This window comes from Limnohabitans sp. 2KL-1 (assembly GCF_003063435.1).
In the GTDB taxonomy this organism is placed as follows: domain Bacteria; phylum Pseudomonadota; class Gammaproteobacteria; order Burkholderiales; family Burkholderiaceae_C; genus Limnohabitans_A.
The window spans coordinates 603,578-620,637 of sequence record NZ_NESL01000001.1; the positions used below are offsets into that span (position 1 = coordinate 603,578).

General features: G+C 60.8%; 14 protein-coding genes and 1 riboswitch. Of the genes, 12 read left to right on the forward strand and 2 right to left on the reverse strand.

Translation table 11 applies throughout. The features are described 5' to 3' along the window. Positions 1-7 precede the first annotated feature (7 nt). The 3 genes from B9Z47_RS02760 to B9Z47_RS02770 are packed head-to-tail and all read left to right on the forward strand — an operon-like array spanning position 8 to position 4,468. On the forward strand, positions 8-1,750 hold the full coding sequence (locus tag B9Z47_RS02760; RefSeq protein WP_108329695.1) for a type I secretion system permease/ATPase: 1,743 nt from the start codon (positions 8-10) through the stop codon (positions 1,748-1,750). 22 nt (positions 1,751-1,772) lie between these two features. Further along, on the forward strand, positions 1,773-3,149 hold the full coding sequence (locus B9Z47_RS02765; RefSeq protein WP_108329696.1) for an HlyD family type I secretion periplasmic adaptor subunit: 1,377 nt from the start codon (positions 1,773-1,775) through the stop codon (positions 3,147-3,149). A 5-nt stretch (positions 3,150-3,154) separates the two neighbouring features. Beyond that, a complete protein-coding gene (locus B9Z47_RS02770; RefSeq protein ID WP_233253617.1) occupies positions 3,155-4,468 on the forward strand; it encodes a TolC family outer membrane protein in 1,314 nt (437 codons plus the stop codon). Between the two features lie 26 nt (positions 4,469-4,494). Here the strand turns inward: B9Z47_RS02770 and B9Z47_RS02775 are convergent, their stop codons facing one another. Further along, complete coding sequence (locus tag B9Z47_RS02775; protein ID WP_108329697.1) at positions 4,495-5,283, reverse strand: HAD-IIB family hydrolase; 789 nt, start codon at positions 5,281-5,283, stop codon at positions 4,495-4,497. A gap of 53 nt (positions 5,284-5,336) precedes the next feature. After that, positions 5,337-6,965, reverse strand: a complete 1,629-nt coding sequence (locus B9Z47_RS02780; RefSeq protein WP_108329698.1) for a peptide chain release factor 3 — start codon at positions 6,963-6,965, stop codon at positions 5,337-5,339. A gap of 124 nt (positions 6,966-7,089) precedes the next feature. Next, positions 7,090-7,186, forward strand: a riboswitch (S-adenosyl-L-homocysteine riboswitch). A gap of 82 nt (positions 7,187-7,268) precedes the next feature. Here B9Z47_RS02780 and ahcY point away from each other — a divergent pair. The 9 genes from ahcY to B9Z47_RS02825 all read left to right on the forward strand — a co-directional run bounded on the left by ahcY (position 7,269) and on the right by B9Z47_RS02825 (position 16,775). After that, positions 7,269-8,702, forward strand: a complete 1,434-nt coding sequence (gene ahcY / locus B9Z47_RS02785; RefSeq protein WP_108329699.1) for an adenosylhomocysteinase — start codon at positions 7,269-7,271, stop codon at positions 8,700-8,702. Positions 8,703-8,712: 10 nt separating this feature from the next. Further along, positions 8,713-9,561, forward strand: a complete 849-nt coding sequence (locus tag B9Z47_RS02790) for a TlyA family RNA methyltransferase (protein ID WP_108329700.1) — start codon at positions 8,713-8,715, stop codon at positions 9,559-9,561. Between the two features lie 18 nt (positions 9,562-9,579). After that, complete coding sequence (metF, locus tag B9Z47_RS02795) at positions 9,580-10,410, forward strand: methylenetetrahydrofolate reductase [NAD(P)H] (protein ID WP_108329701.1); 831 nt, start codon at positions 9,580-9,582, stop codon at positions 10,408-10,410. Between the two features lie 224 nt (positions 10,411-10,634). Next, positions 10,635-11,231 carry an OmpW family protein gene (locus B9Z47_RS02800; RefSeq protein ID WP_108329702.1) on the forward strand — a complete coding sequence of 199 codons (597 nt, stop codon included), beginning with the start codon at positions 10,635-10,637 and terminating at the stop codon, positions 11,229-11,231. Between the two features lie 201 nt (positions 11,232-11,432). Continuing rightward, positions 11,433-12,368: a LysR family transcriptional regulator gene (locus tag B9Z47_RS02805; RefSeq protein WP_108330047.1), complete on the forward strand. Its 936-nt coding sequence runs from the start codon at positions 11,433-11,435 to the stop codon at positions 12,366-12,368. A 220-nt stretch (positions 12,369-12,588) separates the two neighbouring features. Continuing rightward, positions 12,589-13,617 (forward strand): amino acid ABC transporter substrate-binding protein, encoded by a 1,029-nt coding sequence (locus B9Z47_RS02810; protein WP_108329703.1) that lies wholly within the window; start codon positions 12,589-12,591, stop codon positions 13,615-13,617. An 84-nt stretch (positions 13,618-13,701) separates the two neighbouring features. Continuing rightward, positions 13,702-14,901: an amino acid ABC transporter permease gene (locus tag B9Z47_RS02815; RefSeq protein ID WP_233253618.1), complete on the forward strand. Its 1,200-nt coding sequence runs from the start codon at positions 13,702-13,704 to the stop codon at positions 14,899-14,901. A 1-nt stretch (position 14,902) separates the two neighbouring features. Further along, a complete protein-coding gene (locus tag B9Z47_RS02820) occupies positions 14,903-16,006 on the forward strand; it encodes an amino acid ABC transporter permease (RefSeq protein ID WP_233253619.1) in 1,104 nt (367 codons plus the stop codon). Positions 16,007-16,019: 13 nt separating this feature from the next. Then, positions 16,020-16,775: an amino acid ABC transporter ATP-binding protein gene (locus B9Z47_RS02825; protein ID WP_108329704.1), complete on the forward strand. Its 756-nt coding sequence runs from the start codon at positions 16,020-16,022 to the stop codon at positions 16,773-16,775. The last annotated feature ends 285 nt before the right edge of the window (positions 16,776-17,060 follow it).

Here is a 17,060-nt window from a genome sequence, read left to right on the forward strand (position 1 = left end):
GTTGAACATGAAAAACAAAAACGTGATCTTGCGCGACGAGTTGTCTTCGGTGTTGTGGCAATTGCGCCGCGAGTTTGCCGTGGTGGGGGTGTTCAGCATGGTGGTCAACCTGCTGATGCTCACACCTACGCTTTACATGCTGCAGGTGTATGACCGGGTCATGCTCAGTCAGAGCCAGACGACGCTGTTGGTGGTGTCCTTGATTTGTCTGTTCCTGTTCGGGGTGATGGCGTTTTCTGAGTGGGCGCGCTCGATTTTGCTGGTGCGCACGGGCGTTCGGCTCGATCAGTTGCTCAGCCAAAAGGTGTTCAATGGCACGTTTTTGGCGTACCTGAACCCCGGCGATTCGTCGCCGGCCAAAGCGTTTTCGGACCTGACGGCGGTGCGCCAGTTCTTGACGGGCAACGGCATCTTTGCCTTTTTTGACAGCCCTTGGGTGCCGATCTACATCGGGGTGCTGTTTTTGCTGCACCCTTGGCTGGGTGTGGTGGCGCTGGTGTTCGCGGTGGTGCAGGGCAGCATCGCCTGGTTTGGCCACCGCCAGAGCAAAGAGGCGCAGCTGATTTCCAGCCGTTCGCAGGCCGAGACGCAGGGGTTTTTGAGTTCCAAGCTGCGCAATGTGGATGTGCTGGTGTCCATGGGCATGCTCGATGGCTTGTACCGTCGTTGGCAAGACAAGCAGCACAAGACTTTGTTGCTGGCGGGCAATGCGCAGCAGCAGACCGGTGGCTTGACGGCGCTGAGCAAGTTTGTGCGTTATGCCCAGCAGTCGCTCAGTCTGGGGGCGGGGGCCTGGCTGGTGGTGGTGGGCGAGATCAGCCCTGGTGCCATGATCGCGGCCAACGTGCTGATGACCCGTGCGCTGGCGCCCATCGATTTGCTGGTGTCCACCTGGCCCAGTTTCTTGACGACCAAGGATGCGTTTGAGCGCTTGCGTGTCTTGCTCAAACTGACGCCTGCTGGCCGCACCGAAGTCTTGAACGCCAGACCCTTGGGGCAGTTGACGCTGGAGCATGTGGTGGTGAGTTTGCCGGGGCGTGACAAGCCGGTGCTGGACGATGTGAGTTTCACAACCTTGCCGGGCACGGTGACGGTGGTCCTGGGCCCGTCGGGCTCGGGCAAGTCCACCCTGGCGCGCGCCATGATGGGCATTGGCCATTTGCCGCAAAGCGGTCGTGTGCTGCTGGATGGCACGCCCATCACCGACTGGACGCGCGAGAGCCTGGGGCCGTATGTGGGTTATCTGCCGCAGGACATCGAGTTGTTTGATGGCACCGTGGCTGAAAACATTGCGCGCATTGGTGAGGTCAATTCCGAGGCGGTGATCGCGGCGGCTCAGGCGGCTGGTTTGCACCAGATGATTTTGCGGTTTCCTAAGGGCTATGACACGCCGATGGGGCAGGCGGGGGCGTTCTTGTCAGGCGGGCAACGTCAGCGTATTGGACTGGCGCGAGCCTTGTACGGTGAGCCTTCGCTGGTGGTGCTGGATGAGCCCAACGCCAATCTGGACGATGAGGGCGAAAAAGCCTTGGTGGGTGCCATGCAGTTGCTCAAGAGCAAAGGGGCCAATGTGGTGCTGATCAGCCACCGACCCGGTGTGCTGGCCGTGGCGGACCGTGTGGTGATCTTGCAAGACGGCAAGCTGGTGGCCAGCGGCCCGCGCGATGGCGTGCTGGAAGCGCTCAAAAAACAAAAAGAAGCGGCGGCCCTGGCGGCGGCGTCTGCCCCGTCGGCTGCACAGTCGGCTTAAACATTTTTCTAGAGGTCTGGTGATGTCGAATCAAAAATTATCCAAGCAGTTGGGCGCGCAGGTGGAAGATGCGCAGGTCGCCCGTTCGAGCGACGAGAACGCTTTGCGCGCTTCGGCCGACACGCGGGGCATTGCCCGCAAGGGCTTGTGGGTGCTGGGTTTGGGCTTTGGCGGGTTTTTGCTGTGGGCCAGTTTGGCACCTCTGGACGAGGGTGTGCCCAGCATGGGCACCGTGGCCATTGACACCAAACGCAAGGCGGTGCAGCACTTGTCGGGCGGTATCGTCAAGGAGGTGCTGGTGCGCGAGGGCGACGAAGTCAAGGCCGACCAGGTGTTGATGCGACTGGATTCGGCGGTGAGCCGGGCCAACTTTGAGTCGGTGCGCCAGCGTTATGTGGGGCTGAGCGCCATGCAAAGCCGTTTGCAGGCCGAGCAGCAGGGTTTGGCCAAAATCACCTTCCAACCCGAAGTGCTGGAGGCCATGAGCGACCCGGAGATTCTGGCGCAGGTGAACAACCAGCGTCAGTTGTTTGAATCGCGCAAGCAGGCCTTGAAGGCCGAGTTGCAGAGCATGCAAGAAAGCGTGAAGGGTTTGAAAGCACAGCGCGAGGCGTCTCAGGAGGTTTTGCTGGAGCGGCAAAAGCAGTTGCTGCTGGTCAAGGATGAATTGGCCAATATCCGCGAATTGGTCAAGGATGGTTATGCCCCGCGCAACCGTCAATCGGAGCTCGAACGCATGCAGGCCGATACGCAGGCATCGATCGCCGAGTTGTCGGGTGCCGTGTTGCGGGCGACCAGTTCCATGGCCGAGCTGAACCAGCGCATGCTGGCGCGCCAGTCCGAGTACCGCAAGGAAGTGGAAACCCAACTGGCCGATGTGGCACGCGAGGTGCAGGCCGATGCTGAAAAATATGTGGCGCAAAAGCAGGATCTGCAGCGCGTCGACATCCGTTCGCCCGCAGCAGGTCATGTCATGGGCCTGGCCGTGCAGACGGTGGGTGCCGTGGTGCAGCCCGGACAAAAATTGATGGACGTGGTGCCACAAGAGCAGGACCTGTTGCTGGAGGCGCACATTGCCCCGCATTTGATCGACAAGATTTCGGTGGGTTTGCTGGCGGACATTCGCTTCAACACCTTTGCCCACTCGCCCCAGTTGGTGGTGGAGGGCAAGGTGCTGTCGATTTCGGGCGACTTGGTCACCGACCCCCAAAACCCGCAGGTGTCGCACTTCCTGGCGCGCTTGCAGGTCACGCCCGAAGGCAAAAAGACCCTCGGCGCACGTCAATTGCAGCCAGGCATGCCGGCCGAGATCGTGATCAAGACGGGTGAGCGGTCGATGCTGAAATATTTGCTGAACCCCTTGCTCAAGCGCATGGCCGGCGCCATGAAGGAGGAATGATGGCCATGCCGATCAAAACCACCCTGCTGGGCTTGGCCTTGGCCAGCTCGGCCTGGAGCGTGCAGGCCATGAGCTTGCTGGACGCCTACAAAACGGCGCTGGAGCAAGATGCCACCATTCGCTCTGCGCGTGCGGCGCTGGATGTGGGGCGTGAGCGTTTGCCGCAAGCCAAGTCCCAGCTGCTGCCCAGCGTGTCGGCCAACGTGGCGCGCAACAGCAATCAGCTGCAGACCACCACATCGACAGTCACCAAGGAAGACTATTTCAGCGACAACAAGACTTTGTCTTTGCGTCAGCCGCTGTTCAACCTGCAGCGCTTCTTTCAGTACAAGCAGGCCCAGGATGTGGTGACCGAGGCCGAGGCCACGTTCGAGCGTGAATTGCAAAACCTGACGGTGCGGGTGGGCGCGGCTTACCTGGAAGCCTTGCTCAGTGCCGAGCAGCTGAAGCTGGTTCTGGTGCAAAAGCAGCAGTACCAGACCGTGTTGGCGGCCGCCCAAAAGGCGCTGGTGGCGGGCACAGGCACCCGGACCGACATTGACGAGGCCAAAGCCCGTCTGGACATGGCGCTGGCGCAGGAGCTGGAGGCTCGCCAAAACGAGGATTACACACGCCGCCAGTTGGAAATTTTGCTGAACCAGCCGGTGGCCCAGTTGAACCTGCTCAAGCCCACGGGTTTGCAGGCCATGCCCACCCTGGCGCACGACCTGAATGGCTGGATTGAAAAGGCTTTGGCCCAAAGCCCCGAAGTCAAGGCCCTGGAGGCGCGCTTGCAGGCGGCCACCAAAGAGATCCAGAAAGCTCGGGCCGGTCACGCGCCCACCCTGGATGCGGTGCTGCAATGGTCCGACAGTGGCAGTGAAAACGTCACGCGCCTGAACTCGCGTTTTGAGAACAAGGCCATTGGTTTTCAGTTGACGATTCCCTTGTACCAAGGCGGGTATGTCAGCTCTCTGGAACGCCAGGCCGCCGCTGACAAGCTGCGCCAACAAGAAGCGCTGGAGGCTTTGCGCCGTGACCTGGGCTTGCGCGTGCACCGTGAATACCGTGGCGTGACCGAGGGCGTGCTGAAAATCCGTGCGCTGGAGCAAGCCCTCAAGTCCAATGAGCAGTTGTTGGACTCCACGCTCAAGTCGGTGCGCGCCGGGGTGCGCAGTCAGCTGGATGTGTTGAACGCCGAGCAACAACTGGCCACGGCCAGCCGTGACCTGATTCAGGCACGCTACAGCTACCTGATGTCGCGCTTGCGCCTGTACTCGCTCAGCGGAGAAGACCCCTTGGCCGCTGTGGAGGAAATCAACGCGGCATTTGCGCCGTGAACTGAGCGCCAGGTTTTTGCTGCTGTTCAGATTTGGCGTTGGCCCAGCAAATGCTTGGCCAGTTCTGAAAATCCGGCCCCTCGTTCAGCCGATGTGATGTAGCGCGGCGGGTGTGTCAGTTGCGCCTCAAAGCGGCGAATGTTGGCCACGCCCACGCTGTGCGCAAAGTGCGCAAACATCACCTGGTCGTTGGTCGAATCGCCCACATAGACCCAGCGGTCGATCTCGGCATCCAGATCGCGCCCCCACAGTTCGCGCACGATCCAGCGCGCCCCGGTCAGCTTGCTGTGCTGGCCAAACCAGCCGTTGATGTGGATGCTGCTGACGGTGGCGGTCATGCCTTCGGCCTGCATGAGGCGCACCACCTCATTGATGGCGGTTTGCGCCAAGTGGGTGAATTCGCCGTGGTCAATCGCGATGTCGGTCTCGCGGCCTGCGCTGTCTTGCGAACGGCCAGCGCCTGGCACTGTGCGCTCGATGTGGGTCAGCACCTGTTGCATGCGGGCGAAGTGGGCAGTGCGTGTGTCGGCGTCTTGCTGGTACAGCTTGCGCAGGCCCTGACCGGGCATGTGTTGCAGCCCCACCGCACCGTTTTCCGCCACGATCGCATCCACCGGCCAGCGGGCCGCAAACGGCTCGCTCCAGCCCACAGGCCTGCCGGTGATCGGCACCACATGCAGCCCCGCCGCTTTCAGATCGGCCAGCGCCTGCAAGGCATCGGGCGTGATGGCCCCGTCGGTGGTCAGCGTGTCGTCGATGTCGGTGAAGACGCCGACGATGGCGCGGGGAACCTGCCAGCTGGAGACGGGTTGCATCAGTGAAAGTCGCTTTGAATCAATTGGGGTCAGATCCCAATTATTTTTCAAATTTATCCAGCCGATCCCAAGGCCAGCCCCGCGTGCTCGCGCAGTGGGTGGAAGTGGATCTTGGGAAAGCGCTCTTGCGCCAGTCGCACGTCATACGGGCTGGTGCACAAGTAAGCCAGCGTGCCTGCCGCGTCGAGCGACATGCGCTGCGGGTAGGCGTTGGTGAACTCGCGCAGCTCAGCCGGGGTGTCGGCGGTGATCCAGCGGGCACCGGTGTACTGGCAGCCTTCGAGGCGCACGTCGCAGTCGTATTCGGCTTTGAGGCGGTGCTGCACCACCTCAAACTGCAGCTGACCCACCGCGCCGAGCAGCATGGGGCCGCCGATTTCGGGTTTGAAGACCTGGATCGCGCCTTCTTCGCCGAGTTGGTCCAGGCCGGTTTGCAGTTGTTTGGTGCGCAGCGGGTTCTTCAGGATCACGGTCATGAAGAGTTCGGGCGCGAAGAAGGGCAGGCCGGTGAATTGCAGGTTGGCACCGTCGGTGATGGTGTCGCCCAGCTGCACACCGCCGTGGGTGGTGAAACCGATGATGTCGCCCGCGTAGGCTTCGTCCACCGCTTCACGCCGTTGCGATAGGAAGGTGACCACGCTGGTGGGCCGCAGCTCTTTGCCGGTGCGCTGCACCTTGAGTTTCATGCCGGGGGTGTATTTGCCCGAGGCCATGCGCACGAACGCGATGCGGTCGCGGTGGTTGGCGTCCATGTTGGCCTGCACCTTGAACACCACGCCCGAGAACGCGCTGTCTTCGGGCTGGATTTCTTTGACCACGGGCTGCTTGTTGACCAGCAGGTTGCTGGTGCGGGGCTTGGGTGCGGGGGCGAGATCCACCAAGGCGTCGAGCACTTCCATCACACCGAAGTTGTTCACGCCGGAGCCAAAGAACACCGGCGTTTGCTTGCCCGCCAAGAAGGCCGCTTCGTCAAAGGCGGGCGATGCGCCAGTGGCCAGCTCCATGCTGTCCATCGCGGTTTGCCATTCCAGGCCAAAGCGCTCGGACAGCTGGGCTTGCTCGGTGAGCGGAATGGTTTCAAAGTCTTGCGGCAGTCGCTCACTGCCAGAGTCGAATACCGTCATGGCCTGGGTGCGCAGGTTGATGATGCCGCCAAAGCTCTTGCCTTGGCCCACAGGCCAGGTCATGGGCACGCAGGGCATGCCCAGCTCGCGCTCGACTTCATCGAGGATGTCGAGCGGGTCGCGCACTTCGCGGTCCATCTTGTTCACAAAGGTGATGATGGGCGTGTCGCGCTGACGGCACACTTCGATCAGGCGGCGGGTCTGGGCCTCCACGCCGTTGGCCGCGTCGATCACCATCAGCGCCGAGTCCACGGCAGTCAGCACGCGGTAGGTGTCTTCCGAGAAGTCTTTGTGGCCGGGGGTGTCAAGCAGGTTGATGACGTGGTCGCGGTACAGCATCTGCATGACCGACGAAGCCACCGAAATGCCACGCTGCTTTTCGATTTCCATCCAGTCCGACGTCGCATGGCGCGAGGCCTTGCGGGCCTTGACCGAGCCGGCGATCTGGATCGCGCCCGAGAACAGCAGCAGCTTTTCGGTCAGCGTGGTTTTACCCGCGTCGGGGTGGGAAATGATGGCAAAAGTCCGGCGGCGCCGGGTTTCGTGGGCGTAGGTCACAAGGGGTCCTGAGGTCGTGCAAGCGGCAAAACGCGCCTGTCGTGGCCACGCCCGGGCGGGCTGGCAAAAGCGATGATTTTACCGGCAGGGCATGCAGTGCAGTCGGTTGTTCGTATAATCGCCAACTTCCGAGGAGCGTTGCAGCGCCCCCTGGCTTTGAACAAAGCTGGCAGCGGGGCGTGAGGCTCGGAACACTTCAACAGCAACGACGCTCATCCACTCGACGTGCGGTGAGCCTGTTTTTCCCATCCAGTGCTTTCACCCATGCGTGTGGCTTCTTCACATTTGCTTTGGAGCTGAAAAATGAATGCACGTTTGAACACCGCCCTCAACGCCGATTGCGTCATCGCCGACATCGGCCTGGCCGACTGGGGCCGCAAAGAGATCAAGATCGCCGAAACCGAAATGCCCGGCCTGATGGCCATTCGCGAAGAGTTCGCCAAGGCCCAGCCCCTGAAGGGCGCGCGCATTACCGGTTCGCTGCACATGACCATCCAGACGGCCGTGTTGATCGAGACCTTGCAAGCCCTGGGTGCCCATGTGCGCTGGGCGTCTTGCAACATCTTCTCGACCCAAGACCACGCCGCTGCGGCCATCGCCGCCAAGGGCACACCTGTGTTCGCCATCAAGGGCGAAACTTTGGCCGACTACTGGGATTACACGCATCGCATTTTTGACTTCGGCGCGGCAGGCACCGAAGGCGAAGGCCCCAACATGATCCTGGATGACGGTGGTGATGCCACGCTGTTGATGCACCTGGGCAAGCGCGCTGAAAAAGACGCCAGCCTGATCGCCAACCCCACCAGCGAAGAAGAGACCTGCCTGTTCAACGCCATCAAGGCCAAGTTGGCCGTGGACCCGACCTGGTACAGCCGCAAGGGCGCGCACATCATTGGCGTGACCGAAGAGACCACCACCGGCGTGTTGCGCCTGAACGAAATGGCCGCCAAGGGCAGCCTGATGTTCCGCGCCATCAACGTGAACGACTCGGTGACCAAGAGCAAGTTCGACAACCTGTACGGCTGCCGCGAATCTTTGGTGGACTCCATCAAGCGTGCCACCGACGTGATGATCGCGGGCAAAGTGGCTTGTGTGGCCGGTTACGGCGACGTGGGCAAGGGCTCTGCCCAAGCCCTGCGCGCCTTGAGCGCCCAAGTGTGGGTGACCGAAATTGACCCGATCAACGCCCTGCAAGCCGCGATGGAAGGCTACAAAGTCGTGACCATGGAATACGCCGCCGACAAGTGCGACATCTTCGTGTCGGCCACCGGCAATAAGAATGTGATTCGCTACGAGCACATGGCCGCTATGAAAGACGAAGCCATCGTTTGCAACATCGGCCACTTCGACAACGAAATCGACGTCGCTTCGCTGGAAAAGCTGCAGTGGGACGAGATCAAGCCCCAAGTCGACCACGTCATCTTCCCCGATGGCAAGAAGATCACCCTGCTGGCCAAAGGCCGCTTGGTGAACCTGGGTTGCGCCACCGGCCACCCCAGCTTCGTGATGTCGTCCAGCTTTGCCAACCAGACCATCGCCCAGATCGAGCTGTTCACCAAGCAAGACCAGTACGAGTCCGGCAAGGTCTATGTGTTGCCCAAGCACTTGGACGAAAAAGTGGCCCGCCTGCACCTGAAGAAAGTCGGCGCTCAGCTGACCGAACTCACGGACGAGCAAGCCGCTTACATCGGCGTGTCCAAAAACGGCCCTTACAAGGCCAATACCTACCGTTACTGAAATTCACCGCATGCGCATTGATCAACTTCTCGTCGAACGCGGCTTGGCCGCATCCCGCTCCCAGGCTCAGCGACTGATCGCCGGGGGCGTGCAGTGGCAGTTGCCCGACGGGAGTTGGCGTGCGGTGGTGAAAAACCGCGACGAAGTGCCCGAGGGCGCTGCTCTGCAGTTGCTCGACGATGCCGAGTCGCGCTACGTCTCACGCGGTGGCCTCAAGCTTGAAGGGGCCTTGAAGGCCACGGGCGTGCAGGTGGACGGCTTGCGCTGTCTGGATGTGGGCCAGAGTACAGGTGGCTTCACAGATTGTTTGCTGCAGCACGGCGCGGCCGAGGTGGTGGGCATTGACGTGGGCCACGCCCAGGTGCATCCGCGCATTCGCGAAGACGAACGTGTGGTCTGCATCGAAGGCGTGAACGCCCGCGAGCTGGAGCCCGGCGACGAGCGCATTCCCGAGGCGCTGGAGGGCTTTGACCTAGTGGTGGGCGATGTGTCTTTCATCTCGCTCACCTTGGTGCTGCCGGGCGTGGTGCATTTGCTCAAGCCCACGGGGCAGCTGCTGATGCTGGTGAAACCCCAGTTTGAATTGCAGCCGGGCCAGGTGGGCAAGGGCGGCATCGTCAAAGACGACAGCCATTACCCTTTCATCGAAAACCGCGTTCGCACGGCTTTGACCGATTTGGGCATGCAGGTGACGGCCTGGCTGGACAGCCCGATTGAGGGGGGCGATGGCAACCGCGAATTTTTTGTGCAGGCCTGCTGGCCTGACCCGGCAGCGGTGCTGCCCGCACGCGAAAAAGCGCGTGAAGCCCACGAGGCCGATCTGGCCGCCAAGGCCTATGCCAAGGCCAACGACTATTGAATTTTTGAAGGTGACGTGATGTCTGGTTTGAAGCTGCCGATCAGCCTGGAATTTTTTCCACCCAAAACGCCTGAGGGTGCAGAAAAGCTGCGTGGCGTTCGTCAAGCGCTCTATGGCTTGAAGCCCGAGTTCTGCTCGGTGACGTATGGCGCAGGGGGCTCGACGCAAGAAGGGACCTTTGCCACTGTGGGCGCGATCCTGGCCGAAGGCGTGCCGGCGGCCTCGCACTTTTCGTGCATTGGCGCGACCAAAGCCTCGGTGCGTGCCGAGCTGGCCACGCTCAAGGCCATGGGCGTGCAGCGCCTGGTGGCTTTGCGCGGCGACTTGCCCAGCGGCTATGGCGCGGGCGGCGAGTTCCACTACGCCAGCGATCTGGTGGCTTTCATCCGGGCGGAGACCGGTGACGACTTCCACATCGAAGTGGCGGCTTATCCCGAGATCCACCCGCAGGCCAAGTCACCCGAAGCCGATTTGCAGGCCTTTGCCACCAAGGTCAAAGCCGGAGCCAATTCGGCCATCACGCAATACTTTTACAACAGCGACGCGTATTTCCGCTTTGTGGACGACGCCTACAAGCTGGGCGTGGATGTGCCTGTCGTGCCGGGCATCATGCCCATCACCAGTTCGTCACAGTTGCTGCGTTTTTCGGACGCGTGCGGGGCCGAGATTCCGCGCTGGATCCGGTTGCGTTTGCAGGCCTACGGCGACGACATCGCCTCAATCAAAGCCTTTGGTCTGGACGTGGTGTCGGACCTGTGCGAACAGCTGATCAACGGCGGTGTGCCTGCCATTCATTTTTACACCATGAACCAAAGCGCGGCCACGCTGGAGATTGCGCATCGCTTGTGACATCAAGTCGTGGCCTTGTCCAGTTGGCTCTTGGGGCTGCTGTGGTCAGTGCGCTGTCTCACAGTGTGCGTCAAAGAGACATGGTTTGTTGATTCTGCGCAAACACCGTGCCGTCCCATCGGAGGGCGCGGGTACGTTTTGACTTGGCTCAAATGAGGGCCTGCTGGCCGGGCGTCCAATGAACTTGAGAGAGGCGTTTCTCTCGTTCACAAGGAAAGTCAAAAATGAAAAAACACATCTTGATCGCGGCTTTGTTGGCCGCAGGTTCCGTGACCGGTGCCATGGCGCAGGCCTCGGGTGAAAGCCCTTGGATGTTGCGCGTGCGTGCTGTGCACTTGGACAGTGTGGACAAGGACTCCACGCCTTTGAACCTGTCCATCAACAACAAGACTTTCGGTGAAGTCGATGTCACGTATTTCATGAGCAAGAACCTGGCGGCCGAACTGGTGTTGACCACGCCACAAAAGCAGACGGTTTACGCCAGCGGTGCAGACATCGGTTCGTTCAAGCATTTGCCGCCGAGCTTGCTCTTGCAGTACCACTTCACCGATTTGTCTGGCTTCAAGCCCTATGTCGGTGCCGGTGTGAACTACACCCACTTCAGCGACGTGTCTTTGCCAGCCGGCGTGTCTTTGGACAGCCACAGCTGGGGCGCGGCATTTCAGGTGGGCGCAGACATTGCGCTGGACAAGAACTGGTCGATCAACCTGGACGTGAAGAAGGCGTACATCCGCACCGATGTGTATTCGGCGGGCAGCAGCGTGGGCCGTCTCAAGGTTGATCCTTTGCTGTACGCGGTGGGTTTGGGTTACCGGTTCTGACCGCATCAGCGCCCTTGCTGCGCGCGGTGGGGGATGAGGCTTGCAAGGCCATGTCCCTTATCCCTTGTCGCGCCACAGCGTGAGGTCTGCGAAAAAATCTGACTTGGCCTCACACCAAGCCGGGGAGGCCTTGGGAGTACTGGTTGGCGTGCGATGCTGGCTGCATCGCTCGGCCCTGCTGGGGCGGTCAATAATGCGGCCATGGAAACCAAATGGCTGGAAGATTTTGTTAGTCTGGCTGAGACCCGCAGTTTCAGCCGTTCGGCGCAACTGCGCCATGTGACGCAGCCGGCGTTTTCCCGGCGGATTCAGTCGCTGGAAGCTTGGGCCGGAGCGGATTTGGTGGACCGCAGCTCTTACCCCACCACGTTGACGCCCGCGGGAGAAACTCTGTACGCGCAAGCTCTGGAGTTGTTGCAGTCCTTGCAAAACGCTCGGGCCATGCTGCGGGGGCACAGCGCAGCCGGGCAGGACTTCATCGAGTTTGCAGTGCCGCATACCCTGGCGTTTACTTTTTTCCCGTTCTGGATGGCCGATTTGCAGGACAGCTTTGGTCCGATCAAAAGCCGGTTGATCGCGCTCAATGTGCACGATGCGGCCATGCGGCTGGTCGAAGGCGGATGCGATGTGCTGATCGCCTACCACCACCCGTCGCAGCCCTTGCAGCTCGATGCCGAGCGTTACGACATGGTCGTCCTCGGCCATGAGCAAGTGGCCCCCTATGTCAGACCTGCACCGCCCTCGCAGCCCACTTGGGTGTTGCCCGGCACCGCGGCGCGCCCTTTGCCCTATCTGGGCTATGCCCCCGGGGCTTACCTGGGGGGCGTGAGCGACTGGATTTTGAAACAGGCCGGCACGCCGATTCACCTGGACCGTGTGTACGAAACCGACATGGCCGAAGGCCTGAAGGTCATGGCGGTGCAGGGCCATGGGCTGGCATTTTTACCTGAAAGTGCGGTGCGCAAAGAGCTTCAGTCCGGGGCTTTGATGCGGGCGCAATGGCCCGATGGGCCGTCCTTGTCGCTCACCATGGAGGTGCGCGCCTACCGCGCGCGGCATCAGCCCAGCGCAGACAAGACCTCGCAGGCGGCCTTGCTGTGGACACACCTGCAGCAGGCCAAACCCGTCAGTGGGTGATGCCACCCTGACTCGGGTATGCTTTGTGCTTGCAGGTGGAGGCCTGCGCAGGGATGACCCCGAACGGTGCACGGCATGACCTGGCTCCCTTGCCCATTCCAAAGACCTGCACGTGGCGGGGTTTTGGGCTAGGGAACATCCTAGGCAAAGTGCCGCTCAAACTGGCTTCTAATTCATCGTGTGGCGACAAGCTGCTCAATCGATCTAAAAAGGACTGAAAATGAAAACTCGTTCACGTATTTTGTGCGGTGCTGCACTGGCCACCATCGGCCTGATGGTGGGCACCTCTGCCATGGCAGGCAAAACCCTCGACCAGATCAAGCAGCGCGGACAGATCGTTTGCGGTGTCAACACCGGTTTGGCTGGTTTTTCGGCCGCTGACTCCAGCGGCAACTGGTCTGGCCTGGATGTGGACCACTGCCGAGCCCTGGCGGCCGCCGTGCTCAGCGATGCCTCCAAAGTGAAATACGTCCCCTTGACTGCGCAGCAACGCTTTACCGCATTGCAGTCCGGCGAAGTGGACGTGCTGGCCCGCAACACCACCAACACCCTGAACCGCGATGGTTCACTGGGCCTGCACTTCGTTGGTGCCAATTATTACGACGGCCAAGGCTTCATGGTGCCCAAAGGCAAGATCACCAGTGCCAAGCAACTCAAGGGTGCCACCGTGTGCGTGCAGTCCGGCACCACCACCGAGAAGAACCTGACCGACTTCTCCCGCGCCAACAAACTGAACCTCAAGCCTGTGGTGTTTGAAAAAGTGGAAGCCGCCACCGGCGCTTATTTCTCTGGCCGTTGCCAGGCTTACACCACCGACGCATCGGGCCTGGCCTCGGTGCGCGCCAAGGAAGCCAAAGACCCTGCAGCCCACGTCATCTTGCCCGACCTGATCTCCAAAGAACCCCTGGGCCCGATGGTGCGCCGTGGTGATGACGAGTGGTTTGCCATCAACAAGTGGGTGCTGTCTGGCTTGATCGAAGCGGAAGAGTACGGCATCACCCAGGCCAATGTGGACCAGATGAAGACCAGCGACAACCCGCAAGTCGGCCGTTTGCTGGGTGCTACCGAAGACCTGGGCAAGCACCTGGGCTTGGACAAGGAGTGGTTGGCCCGCGCCATCAAGACGACCGGCAATTACGGTGAGAAGTTCGAGCGCAACGTCGGCCCCAAGACCGCCATCAATTTGCCTCGTGGTTTGAACAACCAGTGGAACAAGGGCGGCTTGATGTACGCCTCGCCACTGCGTTGATTTTCTGCCTCACTTGACGGCTTTGGATACGCCCCTTCACGGGGCGTATCTTTTGCCACCCCGTGTCTTTTTCAGGCCCTGCACATGTCCCATTTTTCCATGATCGAGGCCAGGCCCTTGCCCGGCAAGAAAAGCCGATCCATCTCGTGGCGAAGCCGCGAAGGGCGTTCGGTCATCTACCAGATCGTCGCCATCCTTTCTGCAGTGGCTTTGGTGGGCCTGTTGGTGCGCAACACGCTCACCAACATGCGCCTGCGCGGCATTCAAAGCGGCTATGACTTCTTGCTCCAGCCGTTTGGCTTTGACATCAGCGAGACACTCATCGCCTACGAACCCAACAGCACTTATCTGGTGGCTTTTGCGATCGGCATGCTCAACACCCTCAAGGTGGCGCTGATCGGCATCGCCTTGGCCACCCTGGTCGGTGTGCTGGTGGGGGTGGGGCGGTTTTCGGCCAACTTTTTGGTGCGCAAAATTTGTTACGGCTATGTCGAGTTTTTTCGCAACGTGCCGGTGTACCTGCAGTTGCTGATCTGGTACCTGGTGTTCACCGAAACCCTGCCGGATTTTGACAAGGCCTGGCAAGCGGGCCATTTCTACCTGAGCAAAAATGGTTTGTCCTTTCCCTGGCCGGTGTGGCAAACAGGGCAGATGCTGGCTTTGTTCGGCGTGGTCTTGGGCGTGGCTTTCGGCTTGTTTTACCGCCGCCGTGCCCGGGCCCACTTTGACCTGACAGGTCAAGTGCGGCCGGTGTGGGGCGTGACCTTGGGGGTCACGCTGGCGCTGGCTGTGTTGGGCTGGCTGGCCGGTGGTGCCCCGTCGCAATGGAATCTGCCCAAAGTGGGTGATTTCCAGATTGAAGATGGCGGCGTGTTCAGTCCCGAGTTCATGGCCCTGTTGTGCGGGCTGGTGTTCTACACCGCTGCCTTCATTGCCGAAGTGGTGCGCTCTGGCATTGCCTCGGTCTCGCTGGGGCAGCACGAAGCGGCGGCCTCATTGGGCTTGAACAAAACCCAGTCGATGCGTCTGGTCGTGTTGCCACAGGCTTTGCGCGTGATCATTCCGCCCTTGACCAGCCAGTACCTGAACCTGACCAAGAACTCGTCTTTGGCCGTGGCCATCGGGTATCCGGAGCTGGTGTCGATCGCCAACACCACGCTCAACCAGACAGGCCGCGCCATCGAGGCGCTGTCGATTGTCATGCTGGTCTACCTGACACTGTCCCTCATCACCTCGGCCCTCATGAACTGGTTGAATGCCAGTGCCGCCATCCAGGAGCGCTGACATGACCACTGTTTTCAAATCTACCGACGCCCGGCCCATGCCAGGCCGCAGCGCAGGCCCTCTGGCCTGGTTGCGTACCCACTTGTTTGCCAGTCCGGGCAACAGTGCCATGTCGCTGGCCTTGCTGGCGCTGGGCCTGTGGGCTGTGGCCAGCGCCATGGACTGGGCCGTTTGGCAAGCCGTGCTGGGTGCCAACTTGCAGGCCTGCAACGACGCGCGCGGAGCCGGTGCCTGCTGGGGGGTGATCGCCGAAAAAGGTCGCCTGATCGTGATGGGCCGCTATCCCGAAACCGAACACTGGCGTCCGGTGATCGCCACGGCGTTGATGCTCGGGGTGGTCGTGCTCAGTTGCATGCCGCGTTTCTGGAACAAGGCCTTGCCCCTCATGTGGGCCGTCATGTTGGCGGTGTATTTTGTTCTGATGAAAGGTGGGTTCTTTGGCCTGACGTCGGTCGACACCGACCAGTGGGGCGGCTTTCCGCTCACGGTCATGCTCACGGTGATTTCCATGACGCTGGCTTTTCCCCTGGCCATCTTTGTGGCGCTGGGTCGGCGCTCCAACATGCCCGCCATCAAGACCTTGTGCACGCTGTACGTGGAGCTGGTGCGTGGCGTGCCGCTGATCACGGTGTTGTTCATGGCCTCGTTCATGCTGCCGCTGTTCATGCCTGAGGGCGTCAAGATCGACGTGCTGCTGCGCGTGGTGGTGGGCATCACGCTGTTTTCAGGCGCCTACATGGCCGAGGTGATCCGTGGCGGTTTGCAGGCCTTGCCCAAGGGCCAGACCGAAGCAGCGGCCACGTTGGGCCTGACTTACTGGCAGACCCAGCGCATGATCGTGCTGCCCCAGGCGCTGACCACGGTGGTGCCGTCCATCATGAACACGTTCATTGGCCTGTTCAAGGACACCTCGCTGGTGACCATTGTCTCGTTGTACGAGTTGACCGGGGCTCTGGGCCTGGCGCTCAACTCGGATGCCGACTGGCGTCCCTTCAAGATCGAAGCCTACCTCTTCATCACCTTCATCTATTTCGCGTTCTGCTTTGCCATGTCGCGCTACAGCCTGTGGATTGAGCAGCGCACCGCGGTGAGCAAAGTCCGCTGAACGAAAGAACCTCATGACCCCCAACGCTACCCCCCTCATCGAGTTCAAAGGCGTGAACAAGTGGTATGCCAGCAATGGCTACCACGTGTTGCGCGACGTCAACTTGCAATTCGCCAAAGGCGAAAAAGTGGTCATTTGCGGGCCTTCGGGCTCGGGCAAATCCACGCTGATCCGCTGCATCAACGCCCTGGAGGAATACCAGGAAGGCACCCTCACGGTCGATGGCACCGTGCTGGGCGACGACCTCAAGGGCATAGACAAGGTGCGCCGCGAAGTCGGCATGGTGTTCCAGCAGTTCAACCTGTTTCCGCACCTGACGGTGCTGGAAAACCTGATTTTGTCGCCCACCTGGGTGGCCAAGATGCCGCGCAAGGAAGCCATTGACCGGGCCATGGTGCAACTGGAGCGTGTGCGCATTGCCGAGCACGCTGGCAAATACCCGCTGCAGTTGTCGGGCGGTCAGCAGCAGCGCGTGGCCATTGCCCGCGCGCTGTGCCTCACGCCCAAGATCATGCTGTTCGATGAGCCGACCTCGGCGCTCGACCCCGAGATGATCAAGGAAGTGCTGGACGTGATGATCGAGTTGACCAGCCAGGGCATGACCATGTTGTGCGTGACGCACGAGATGGGCTTTGCCAAAGCGGTGGCAGACCGTGTGATCTTCATGGACCAAGGCCAGGTGGTTGAACAAGCCCCGCCTCAGCAGTTCTTTGATTCGCCGCAAACCGATCGGGCACAGGACTTCTTGTCCAAGATCTTGGGACATTGAAGACGTTTTCTGCTGCGCCTACAAACCGATGCGGGGCAGTTTAATTGGGGTCAGATCCCGATTAAATGTTGAGTTTTTTGAGCGTCCTTGGCCGGGATTGCGCCCGGCGGCGCACTCACTTTCTTTGCTTCGCCAAAGAAAGTCAGCAAAGAAAAGCGAGCCGCAGTCAGGGCCCTTCGGGTTCCTTGCGCTGCTCGCATTGGGCGGGGTCGGGTGCAAACTCGCTTCGCTCAAACAAGCACCCGCCCTGATCCGCCCGCTGCTCAGCCCTGCCAGAACGGCAGG

Coding starts and splice junctions, on each gene's coding strand:
- B9Z47_RS02790 (WP_108329700.1), top strand. CDS start 8,713: ATGCGCATTGATCAACTTCTCGTCGAACGCGGCTTGGCCGCATCCCGC.
- B9Z47_RS02825 (WP_108329704.1), top strand. CDS start 16,020: ATGACCCCCAACGCTACCCCCCTCATCGAGTTCAAAGGCGTGAACAAG.
- metF (WP_108329701.1), top strand. CDS start 9,580: ATGTCTGGTTTGAAGCTGCCGATCAGCCTGGAATTTTTTCCACCCAAA.
- B9Z47_RS02775 (WP_108329697.1), bottom strand. CDS start 5,283: ATGCAACCCGTCTCCAGCTGGCAGGTTCCCCGCGCCATCGTCGGCGTC.
- B9Z47_RS02820 (WP_233253619.1), top strand. CDS start 14,903: ATGACCACTGTTTTCAAATCTACCGACGCCCGGCCCATGCCAGGCCGC.
- ahcY (WP_108329699.1), top strand. CDS start 7,269: ATGAATGCACGTTTGAACACCGCCCTCAACGCCGATTGCGTCATCGCC.
- B9Z47_RS02760 (WP_108329695.1), top strand. CDS start 8: ATGAAAAACAAAAACGTGATCTTGCGCGACGAGTTGTCTTCGGTGTTG.
- B9Z47_RS02815 (WP_233253618.1), top strand. CDS start 13,702: ATGTCCCATTTTTCCATGATCGAGGCCAGGCCCTTGCCCGGCAAGAAA.
- B9Z47_RS02800 (WP_108329702.1), top strand. CDS start 10,635: ATGAAAAAACACATCTTGATCGCGGCTTTGTTGGCCGCAGGTTCCGTG.
- B9Z47_RS02770 (WP_233253617.1), top strand. CDS start 3,155: ATGCCGATCAAAACCACCCTGCTGGGCTTGGCCTTGGCCAGCTCGGCC.
- B9Z47_RS02810 (WP_108329703.1), top strand. CDS start 12,589: ATGAAAACTCGTTCACGTATTTTGTGCGGTGCTGCACTGGCCACCATC.
- B9Z47_RS02805 (WP_108330047.1), top strand. CDS start 11,433: ATGGAAACCAAATGGCTGGAAGATTTTGTTAGTCTGGCTGAGACCCGC.
- B9Z47_RS02765 (WP_108329696.1), top strand. CDS start 1,773: ATGTCGAATCAAAAATTATCCAAGCAGTTGGGCGCGCAGGTGGAAGAT.